The organism is Streptomyces albipurpureus (genome assembly GCF_023701525.1).
GTDB lineage: Bacteria > Actinomycetota > Actinomycetes > Streptomycetales > Streptomycetaceae > Streptomyces > Streptomyces albipurpureus.
On the sequence record NZ_JAMQAW010000046.1, the window covers coordinates 49,733 to 59,609 of the forward strand.

Sequence of the window (9,877 nt, forward strand, 5' to 3'; positions counted from 1 at the left end):
CGGCCACCCACGTCCTGCGGGGTTCGGGGCGTAAATGCGGTAAGGACAGGTAAAGGAGGGGCGGTAGGGCTGGCACGGTGGCCCCAGGGGGATTGGGGTGGGGGACAAAGACGGTTCGATGTCATCCAATGCCCCCAACCCGACGGCAACGGGAGGCAGGGAAAGCCAATAGGGCTTGAAACCGGCCTAGGGCCATGCAGTATAGGTCTGGACCATTCCGTCTCCTTGCGGAGGTTAGACCGTGCAACGTCCCCCCACAATCACCGCGTTGGTCTGCGCGGCGGCATTTGTCCTTACCGCCTGTGCGGGTGAGGACAAGGACACTCAGGCCCCCAACACACCCAAAGGGGTGACCGCCCAGGCGGGCAGCGCGACCTCGGTGCACGTCATGTGGGAGAAGGCTCCCGACGGCGAGGACGTCACCAGCTACGAGGTGTTCCAGAAGGGCACCAAGGTCAAGACGCTTCCAGCGGCCAAGTACATGGTGGACATCAATCAACTCACCCCCAAGACCGCCTACAGCTTCACGGTCAGAGCCCGCGACGCGGCGGGCAATCTCTCCAAGCCGAGCCCCGCCATAGCCGTCACCACCCCCGAGCCGACCCCCGAGGACAAGCAACCCCCCACCCGTCCGACGCAGCTCAAGGGCGAACTCGATGGCAAGGCAGCCGTCCGGCTGGCGTGGCAGCCCGCCACCGACAACACCAAGGTGACCTCCTACGACGTCTACCAGGAGGACTCCCGTATCCACAGCGTCTCGGGTACCGAGACAAAGGCGCTGGTCACCGGATTGCGACCCGGTACCGTCTACTCCTTCACGGTCCGGGCGCGGGACGCCGGTGAGAACTCCTCCCCCGACAGCAACGCGGTGGACCTCACCACCCCCGGGGCCTCCGGCAAGGGCCCCAGCACCGCGCCCACCGACCTCACGGCCACTGTCCGCAAGGGGCAGGTCGTGCTGACCTGGACGCCTCCCCAGGGCAATGGGCCGATCGAGTCCCATGAGCTCCATCTCAACGGGGAGTTGGCCACCACCATCGTCTGGGGCGCCATGCCCGAGGGGAAGACCGCGACGTACACGATGGACGTCACCGACCCGCCGGGCACGCGCTACAGCCTCAAGCTCCGGGCCAAGCTGCCCGACGGCAAGTGGGGCGACTTCTCGGCCCAGCGGACGGTCGTCGTCCGCTAGACGGCGCAGAGAGGTACTCGGGCGCGTCGCCAGCTATCCGGTTGGCCCAGGGGCGACTGGCCGCCCCGGGCGGTCCGACCGTCTTTCGGGGCGCGGAAGGGGAAGCACTCCCTTCCGTGACCCGAGGGCCGGGGCGTCCAGGACCGAGCCGTACCCATCGGCAATGCCCCCTGGCGCCGGAGCGGCCATCCACGGCCCTGGCTCCGCGCGTACTGCCGACCCACTGGATCGCACAGGCTTCCCGTGCGTGGATGTCGTTTCCCGCGAGCATCAACTCGCCGGGTTCGTCGACGGTGGAGCCGTGCTCGCTCCCATCAACGTGCCCCGCACCAATCCGGTGATGAACTCCGGGCGGCGAATGTCACAAAAGCTGCCCATCCTTCAAGGGAGAGCAACAGCACCGGACCGGACGGCTCCTTGGAGTCCCGCACCTGGATCGCACCGGAGCAGGCCGCCACCTCCACGCACTCGCCGCCCCCACCGCTGCTGTGGCTGCTCTTGAACCAGACCGAATGGGTCAGGGTGCACACAGTCGCTTGGACATCCATCTCTCCCCCAGCAACTTTTCCAGAAAGGCCAGCGATTCGCCCGGGCTGAGCGCCTGAGCCCGGAGTAGCCCGTACTGTTCCTCGAACTCCCGGACTGCCCTGCGCTCCGAGTGGATGCGGCTGTCGGGGTACGCCTCGACATAGGCCACCCGGTGTCCGTCCCTTGCCCCGATCAGATTGAAGGGGCCGGCCAATCCGGCGTGTTCCTCGCGATCGGTCGGCATCACCTGGACTTCGACATGGCGTTCTCGACCGCGGCGCAGAATCTGTTCCAACTGCCCGCGCAGTACCTCCACGCCGCCCAAGGGTCTCCGCATCACGGCCTCTTCGATCACAAAACTGATCATGGGCAAGGGGGTGCGGGAGAAGAGATCCTGCCTGGCGAGACGGGCCGAGACGCGCTGCTCGATGATTTCCTCGCCCAGCAGCGGACGCCACATGGCGAACACGGCACGGGCGTAGTCCTCGGTCTGGAGCAGTCCCGGTACGGCGTGATTGGCGTATACATGGAGATCGGCTGCCTGGGCCTCCAATCGGGCCGCGTCCCGAAAGAACGCCGGATACTGCGCCCGGGCGACCTCTTCCTTGCTCGCCTTGAGTACCCCGCCCGCGTTGAGCACCTCATCGGCCCGGTCGATGAACTTCCCCGGGGGAATGCGCCGGCCCTGTTCAAAGGAGGCGATGGTGGCAGCGGAGTAGCCGGTCAAGCGCCCAAATTCCGGCCGTTCAATTCCTTCTCGTACCCGGAGCAGTTTCAACTGCTGCCCGAACACGGACAGGATGCCGGTTCCCGGCTCACACTCGGAATTGCGTTCCGGCTGCTGATCGTTCATGACCCCCGAACCTCCCGCCCGGAGCCGGTCCCGCTCCGCGTCGCTCACAACGGCGTTCCCGACGGGTACGGCCCGCGTGCCGGGGCGTCCCTCGGGGCCAAGGTACGCACGCACCAAGGGGGTTTTCCGTATGAAGCGAGCAATTCCCCCTACCGGGGGCGTCCCGTACATAAAGCAGTGTTGAGGCCTCTGCCGATGCCCGTGCAGACGCACGGGCAGCCCCATGTCCGGGTGCTCGCCGTTCGGCTGTCGGTGCCTGGCCCTGGCCCGAAGCGGCAGCGTAACGAGGCGCTGCTCGGTGCCATCTCCGTGATTCCGCCGTTCGAATACTCCATACCCGCCCCTGAGCACAGGAACGTGCCCGCTCCCCGCTGGAAGAGGGAGCAGGCACGGCTCCCGGGCTCACTTCCCCAGTCGCCGACCCCCGAACAGCCCTGCCGCGTCCGCCTGGCGCCACCAGGCCTCCAGACCAGCGGGGTCCAGTGCGGCCCAGTCGGGGGTGGCCTCGACCAGCGCCCGCCCCAACTGGCGGCCCAAGGCCACCATGCTGCTGCCCGCTGCGCCCCTGGCCAGGTCGTAGGCCTTCAGGGCCTCGACCGGACCGCCGTCGGCGGTGCGCAGGGCGGACTCCAACAGGGTCGCGTCCTGAAGCGCCTTCACCGCGCCCGCGCCGGTGTGGGGGCGGGCCACGCTCGCCGCGTCTCCCAGGAGGGCCACCACACCGCTCGCCCCCGGTGTCGCGGCGAAGTCATACATCGGCTGTACGAACAGTTCTTCGGGTCGAGTGCGCGTGATCAGCGTCGCCCAGAACGGCGGTAGCCGGTCCTGTACGAGTTCGTGCAGATGGGCCCGGAAGGGTTCGGCCAGCGTCCCCGGCGACACCGATGCCGGGTGATCGTCATGTGTGCCCAGGCCGATCGGCGGGGTGGTGTAGAGGACCCAGTTGACGCGGTCGACGCCGTCCGCGCCGGGGATGCGGTAGAGGACGACATGGCCACCGCCGAAGACGACGTACGCGGCCGAGTTCCTCGGCCAGAGCCCCGCGTCGGGCAGCCGGCTCTCCGGGTACGCCCCGCGCCAGGCGAGGTAGCCCGCATCGCGGGGCTGCAGCCGCGGACAGACCGCCGCGCGGACCACGGAACGGTATCCGTCCGCACCCACCACCAGGTCGTACCGCTCACCACCGTCAGCGGTATGGACCTCGGCCCCTGCCGCTGACTCCTCGACGGAGACGACCGGGTTCCCGGTCCGAAACCCGACCTCGGCCGGCAGCCGGTGGTACAAGCCGCTCCACAGCAGTCCCCAGTTGTAGGTGCGGAAGGGAAACGCGTTGGTCCCCAGCACCCGGCCGAGCGGCACGCTCCCATCCCGTACGTACCAGTGGCGCTCGACCAGACGGCCCCAGGACATTGCCGCGTCGAGATAGCCGGCTGCCTCCAACTCGGCATAGCGTCCGGCGTGCATGGCGACGCCGACCCCCCGGTCGGCGAGAGCGCCTGTGGTTCGTTCGTGGACGGTGATGTCCCGGCAGCCCGCGCGGTGCAGTGCGATGGCTGCCGAGCACCCCCCGATGCTGCCGCCGACCACGGCTGCCCGTAATCCCCTGAGTGCGTTCGATCCGCTCATGGCGCCCATCATGGCAGCGGGGCGCCTCCCAACCCCGGTGGCGTCAGCGACCGCTGGCGCGGGCTCAGCCGGTCAGTCGCTCATAGGCGGGCAGGGTCAGAAAGTCCTCGTACTCCTCGTCGAGGGCCACCTGCAACAGCAGATCGTGCGCCTGCTGCCACTTTCCCGCGGTGAACGCGGTCTCGCCCAGTTCGGAGCGGAGGGAGACCAGTTCCGCGGCGGCGATCTCGCGGGTCAACTCCGCGGTGGCGACCTCGCCGTTGTCGAAGACCACCCCGGCGTTGATCCACTGCCAGATCTGCGAACGGGATATCTCGGCGGTGGCCGCGTCCTCCATCAGCCCGAAGATGGCCACTGCTCCGAGGCCGCGCAGCCAGGCCTCTATATAGCGGATGCCGACCTGGACGGCGTTGCGGAGACCGTCGAACGTGGGCTTGGCCGTCAGTGAGTCGATGGCGATCAGATCCCCGGCCGCGACCGAGACATCCTCGCGCAGCCGCTCCTTCTGGTGGGGGCGCTCCCCGAGCACGGCGTCGAAGGAGGCCATGGCGACCGGCACGAGATCAGGATGGGCGACCCAGGACCCGTCGAAGCCATCGCCCGCCTCTCGGTCCTTGTCCGCCTTGACCTTCTCGAAGGCCACCCTGTTGACCTCGGGGTCACGGCGGGAGGGGATAAAGGCCGCCATGCCTCCGATCGCATGAGCGCCACGCTGATGACAGGTGCTGACCAGGAGTTCGGTGTACGCGCGCATAAAGGGCGCGGTCATCGTCACCGCGTTCCGGTCGGGCAGAACGAACTTCGCACCGCCGTCGCGGAAGTTCTTCACGATGGAGAAGAGGTAGTCCCAGCGGCCGGCGTTCAGTCCGGAGGCGTGATCGCGCAGCTCATAGAGGATCTCCTCCATCTCATACGCGGCGGTGATGGTTTCGATCAGTACGGTGGCGCGGACCGTGCCCTGGGGAATGCCGCAGTACTGCTGAGCGAAGACGAAGACTTCGTTCCAGAGGCGGGCCTCCAGATGGGACTCGGTCTTGGGCAGATAGAAGTACGGGCCCTTCCCGAGGTCCAGCAGTCGCTGGGCATTGTGGAAGAAGTAGAGACCGAAATCGACGAGCGCGCCGGGCACCGGGCTGCCGTCCGCGTCCTGGAGATGGCGCTCCGCCAGATGCCACCCACGCGGACGCATCACCACCGTCGCGAGTTCCGCTGCCGGCTTCAGCGCGTAGCTCTTGCCCGTGCGCTCATCGCTGAAGTCGATTCTGCGCTGGTAGGCGTCCATCAGATTGAGCTGGCCGACGATCACGTTTTCCCAGGTGGGGGCCGAGGCATCCTCGAAGTCGGCAAGCCAGACACGGGCCCCCGAGTTCAGGGCGTTGATGGTCATCTTGCGATCGGTGGGGCCGGTGATCTCGACTCGCCGGTCGGTGAGCGCCGCGGGTGCGGGAGCGACCCGCCAGGAGGTGTCCGCGCGGATCGCGGCCGTTTCGGGCAGGAAGTCCAGCGTCGACGTACGGGCTGTCTCGGCGCGCCGCTTCGCGCGGAGCGCCAGCAGTTCATCCCGGCGCGGAGTGAATCGTCGATGCAGTTCGGCCACGAAGGTGAGGGCCGCCTGGGTGAGGACCTCTCCCTGGCGGGGGAGGGGGGCGGCTTCGACGATGGCCAGCGGGGACGGCGCCGGTGTGGACATGTGCTGTCACTTCCTTCAGCGGGAGGTGGTCGCGGGGGCGGGCGAGGCCTCTGGGGAGGGAGTTCCTTCAGGAAATGGATACTAGTTTCCTCATTGTGGAAGTACAAGGCTTGTTGATCCGGCGCGGCCCGGCGTCTGGTCGCCGGGGCGCGTCTCCGGCCGATGATGGCCCCGGAGCGTGGTCGCCGAGGGGCCGAGGAGGGTTGCTCACCGGCGGCCCGGTTCTCGAAGGTCGCCTCTCCTGCCACAGGTCACCGTGGCCTGCCCGAGGCCTCACCGGGGCATGGGTAGCGCTCGCCGGGTCATGGGGAAGGTCCCTTCAACGCCCGTGACCGCGAGCGGATGGCTGGCGCGCGGGTTCCCGGCTTCCGCGGGTGGTCCTTGTCGGCCGTTGTCACTTCAGCCGGGGTAGATCCTCCACCGTGTCGATGTCGTGGGGATCGCCCACGTCGCCGCACTCCACCAGCACCAGAGAGGACCGGTGCGCCATCAGGTAGTCGCGCGCCCCGCGATCCCCCGCGGCCATCGACGCCACCGCTTGCCACCGGTCCACACCCATGAGCACCGGATGTCCGCGCTCCCCGCCGTACAGGGCTGCCACCAGGGCGTCTCGACTGCGGAAAGCCGACCGCACCCGGGCGATGGCCGCCGCGCCCACCCCCGGCTGGTCCACCAGGGACACCAGTGCCGCATCCACTCCCCTCCCGGTCGGCGACGCGTTAGCAAGCGACGTGAGGCCCGCCCGTAGCGAGGACCCCATGCCGTCCGCCCAGCGGGTGTTGTCAACCAGGGTGCAGCCGGAGAGCCGCGCCTCCTGCCGCACCCGCTCGGCGGCCGCGCCCAGCACCACGTGGACCGGGCCGCAGCCGCCGTCCCGCAGTGCCTGGACCGCGTGCTCGACCAGCGGTCGCCCACGGTGCTGGAGCAGTGCCTTCGCGCGCCCGCCGAGCCTTTGTCCCCCGCCCGCGGCAAGGAGTAGTCCGGCGATGACCGGTTTATCCGGTGGAGATGTCATGGGGACTGCCTACCGCATTCCGGTCGCCGGGGGTGAGGTGACTGGCGGTCCCTCCGTCTTGCTCGCGCTATGACCGTTTCGCGCCATGTCATGGAGGAGTTGCGGCCGGATTCGCCAATTCAGGGCCCGGAGTGGCGCGCACTGCGGGCCATGGCGTTAACTTGCCCGCAACTCTGGGTGGTTGACCGCGGACTGACCGTTGTCGGATCGGTCTCGGAGGGTACGAGGGGGGAATGCCGTGTTGCGGAGCGTGAAGCATGCACAGGCGGCGGAGAGCGGAGTGGATCCAAGGGCGTCGGCCTTGGGTGCGGCTGTCTCTCGGCTGCGTCGTGAACTGGCCGGACATCCAGCGCAGTTCGCGGATCGCGACATAGCCGAGGACGAACTGGCCGTACTGGCGGCGATGGTGGCGGACGGGCAGACCGAGGTCGCCCGGATGCGTCGTTCGCTGCTGCTGATTGCCGGGGCGATCGGCTCGGTGAGTGCGCTCGCCGACGCGTTGATGCAGGTGCGCACGGCGGTGGATCTCTTCGGTCCGGTGCCTCGGTAGTACTCGGGCCGGATGTCCGCCGGTGGGGTGGCGTTGTGGCGACGGTGCCGGTGGGGGCGCCGTCCGCTGTGCGGTAGCGGCAGCTATCAAACCGGCTTAGCGTGGTTGGAACCGTGTCAAAACGACCACCTACCATCGCGAGGAAGTAGCTATGGCCGACAAGCCGACAGTCGTTCTGGTGCATGGGTTCTGGGGCGGCGCCGCCCACTGGGGGAAGACCATCCTGGAGTTGCGCAACCGTGGTTACGGTTCGCTGCGTGCGGTGGAGAATCCGCTGACCTCGCTGGCCGAGGACGCCGAACGTACGCAGAAGATGGTGAAACAGGTGGACGGCCCCGTTGTTCTCGTGGGGCACTCCTACGGCGGTGCGGTCATCACCGAGGCCGGCGATCTGCCGAATGTCGTCGGACTGGTCTACATCGCCGCCTTCGCGCCCGACGCGGGGGAAAGCCCGGGACAGATCAGCCAGGAACTACCGCCGGCGGCCTTTGAGAACCTCGCCCCGGACTCGGACGGCTACCTCTGGGTCAAGCAGGACAAGTTCCACTGGAGCTTCTGTCAGGACCTACAGGACGACGAAGCCGTGGTGATGGCCATCACCCAGAAGGCTCCGCTCGCCTCCACCTTCGGTGACAACGTGACCGATCCGGCGTGGCGGAAGAAGCCCACCTGGTACCAGGTCTCCACGAACGACCGGATGATCCACCCGGACAACGAGCGCCGGATGGCGGAGCGCATGTCGCCACGCAAGATCATCGAACTGGACGCCAGCCACGCCTCGCTCGCCTCACATCCCAGGGACGTCGCCGACCTCGTCGACGAGGCGGCGAACGAGGCCAGGTAGTCATCGGCTCCCTCGCCACGCGCCGAGGGACCACACCGGCGCGCCATGAGCTCATGGAAGCCCGGAACGGCGCAGTGCGGCGGGGCGTGGACCCAGAACACTCTGGGTCCACGCCCCGCCGCACCAGCGCTACCCGCTGTTCGTCCGCCCTCGGGCGGCTGGCCCGCTGCTTCTTAGCCGTGCGCACCCACCGCGCCCTGCGTGGTCAGTGCCACGGAGAGATCCTGGGCGACTTGCTGGAGCACCGGCACGATCTTCTCCGTCGCGGCCTCGGTGACACGTCCCGCCGGGCCAGAGATGGAAATCGCCGCCGCGGTCGGGGAGTCGGGCACCGAAACCGCCAGACAGCGCACCCCGATCTCCTGCTCGTTGTCGTCGATCGCGTACCCATCGCGCCGCACCTGTGCCAGAGCCGTCAGGAAGTCATCGGGTGTGGTGATCGTCTTCTCTGTGGCCGCCGGCATCCCCGTCCTGGCGAGCAGCGCGCGCACCTCATCCGGTGGGACGCTCGCCAAAAGTGCCTTGCCCACCCCGGTGGAGTGCGGCAGGACCCGCCTGCCGACCTCGGTGAACATGCGCATCGAATGCTTGGACGGCACCTGCGCCACATAGACGATCTCGTCGCCGTCGAGGAGTGCCATATTCGCGGTCTCCCCGGTCTCCTCGACCAGTCGAGCCAGATAGGGGCGTGCCCAGGTGCCCAGCAGCCGCGAGGCGGACTCGCCGAGCCGAATCAGCCGGGGGCCGAGCGCATAGCGACGATTTGGCTGCTGACGTACATAACCGCAGGCCACGAGCGTACGCATCAGACGGTGAATGGTGGGCAGCGGTAGACCGCTGCTGACGGAGAGCTCACTGAGCCCGACCTCACCCCCTGCGTCAGCCATTCTTTCGAGCAGATCGAAGGCGCGCTCCAGGGACTGAACGCCCCCGCTGCTCGCGGTCTTGGCGGCGTCGGTGGTGCTGGCGCTGGACGTCGGCACGGCTGGCGGTCCTTTCGGGCAGGCGGACAAGGGAGCAGCCTACCGGGCTGCTGCGTCCGGCATAGCGCTCGCTGCGGGGCGTCCCTGCCGGTCAGCGGGCTGACCGGAGGCTGCCCGCGGCGGTGGCGAGTGAAGTGATCAAGGGAACCCACAGAAGATCGCCGACAAGCCCCCAGCGTGCACCGCCGGGTCAACCACACGCGACCGGCGCCCACCTGTTTCCCCCTGCCGCTGCTCGTAGGGCCAAGAACTGGCCAGGCCCGGCAACCGAACGACCCGCTGGTGATCCCTCCCCCTTCCCAAGACGGCTACACACTCCGCAGCCTCCTTCAACGGACAGGCACCTCGGGGCGGGGTGACCGGGCGTGGCGGGGGTCGCCCAGAGGCAAAGCGCACCGAACACGGGCGTGGGTGCGCCGAGGGTGTCCCCTGCTTCTCCAGGTCAGGGGAGTGGGCAAGGGCCCAGGCTCAGGCGTGAGGGTACGGAGGGGTGTCCGCTGGTTCCTCCGAGGGACAGGTGTCCAGGTGAGGTTCCCCCGTTGTGTGGGGGTGGTTGGTTAGCTGGTCAGGGTGGGTTGGTGTGGTGTGGGTTTCGC

The 9,877-nt window shown here is 68.2% G+C and carries 9 protein-coding genes; 3 read left to right on the forward strand and 6 right to left on the reverse strand.

The window, feature by feature from the left end; translation table 11 throughout:
- Positions 1–241: 241 nt before the first annotated feature.
- Entirely contained in the window at positions 242–1,192 is a 951-nt protein-coding gene (locus NBG84_RS31605) for a fibronectin type III domain-containing protein (RefSeq protein ID WP_250923105.1), read from the forward strand.
- A gap of 314 nt (positions 1,193–1,506) precedes the next feature.
- Here the strand turns inward: NBG84_RS31605 and NBG84_RS31610 are convergent, their stop codons facing one another.
- From NBG84_RS31610 to NBG84_RS31630, 5 genes are all read right to left on the reverse strand, one after another.
- Positions 1,507–1,740 carry a DUF397 domain-containing protein gene (locus NBG84_RS31610; RefSeq protein WP_250923106.1) on the reverse strand — a complete coding sequence of 78 codons (234 nt, stop codon included), beginning with the start codon at positions 1,738–1,740 and terminating at the stop codon, positions 1,507–1,509.
- Positions 1,710–2,573 carry a helix-turn-helix domain-containing protein gene (locus NBG84_RS31615; protein WP_250923107.1) on the reverse strand — a complete coding sequence of 288 codons (864 nt, stop codon included), beginning with the start codon at positions 2,571–2,573 and terminating at the stop codon, positions 1,710–1,712. The genes NBG84_RS31610 and NBG84_RS31615 overlap by 31 nt, the downstream gene beginning before the upstream one ends.
- Before the next feature lie 402 nt (positions 2,574–2,975).
- Entirely contained in the window at positions 2,976–4,199 is a 1,224-nt protein-coding gene (locus NBG84_RS31620) for an FAD binding domain-containing protein (RefSeq protein WP_250923108.1), read from the reverse strand.
- 64 nt (positions 4,200–4,263) lie between these two features.
- Positions 4,264–5,889 (reverse strand): malate synthase A, encoded by a 1,626-nt coding sequence (gene aceB / locus NBG84_RS31625; protein WP_250923109.1) that lies wholly within the window; start codon positions 5,887–5,889, stop codon positions 4,264–4,266.
- A 394-nt stretch (positions 5,890–6,283) separates the two neighbouring features.
- Positions 6,284–6,904 (reverse strand): nucleotidyltransferase family protein, encoded by a 621-nt coding sequence (locus NBG84_RS31630; RefSeq protein ID WP_250923110.1) that lies wholly within the window; start codon positions 6,902–6,904, stop codon positions 6,284–6,286.
- 238 nt (positions 6,905–7,142) lie between these two features.
- On the opposite strand from NBG84_RS31630, the gene NBG84_RS31635 reads away from it, so the two are divergent.
- Complete coding sequence (locus NBG84_RS31635; protein ID WP_425608737.1) at positions 7,143–7,454, forward strand: DUF5955 family protein; 312 nt, start codon at positions 7,143–7,145, stop codon at positions 7,452–7,454.
- A 151-nt stretch (positions 7,455–7,605) separates the two neighbouring features.
- Entirely contained in the window at positions 7,606–8,298 is a 693-nt protein-coding gene (locus NBG84_RS31640) for an alpha/beta hydrolase (RefSeq protein ID WP_250923112.1), read from the forward strand.
- Between the two features lie 173 nt (positions 8,299–8,471).
- On the opposite strand, the gene NBG84_RS31645 is transcribed toward NBG84_RS31640, so the two are convergent.
- Entirely contained in the window at positions 8,472–9,281 is an 810-nt protein-coding gene (locus NBG84_RS31645) for an IclR family transcriptional regulator (protein WP_250923113.1), read from the reverse strand.
- Between the last annotated feature and the right edge of the window lie 596 nt (positions 9,282–9,877).

What these genes read in the sequence shown, in the direction of transcription:
- NBG84_RS31610 (WP_250923106.1), bottom strand. Translation starts at nt 1,740, where the DNA reads ATGGATGTCCAAGCGACTGTGTGCACCCTGACCCATTCGGTCTGGTTC.
- NBG84_RS31640 (WP_250923112.1), top strand. Translation starts at nt 7,606, where the DNA reads ATGGCCGACAAGCCGACAGTCGTTCTGGTGCATGGGTTCTGGGGCGGC.
- NBG84_RS31630 (WP_250923110.1), bottom strand. Translation starts at nt 6,904, where the DNA reads ATGACATCTCCACCGGATAAACCGGTCATCGCCGGACTACTCCTTGCC.
- NBG84_RS31615 (WP_250923107.1), bottom strand. Translation starts at nt 2,573, where the DNA reads ATGAACGATCAGCAGCCGGAACGCAATTCCGAGTGTGAGCCGGGAACC.
- NBG84_RS31620 (WP_250923108.1), bottom strand. Translation starts at nt 4,199, where the DNA reads ATGAGCGGATCGAACGCACTCAGGGGATTACGGGCAGCCGTGGTCGGC.
- aceB (WP_250923109.1), bottom strand. Translation starts at nt 5,889, where the DNA reads ATGTCCACACCGGCGCCGTCCCCGCTGGCCATCGTCGAAGCCGCCCCC.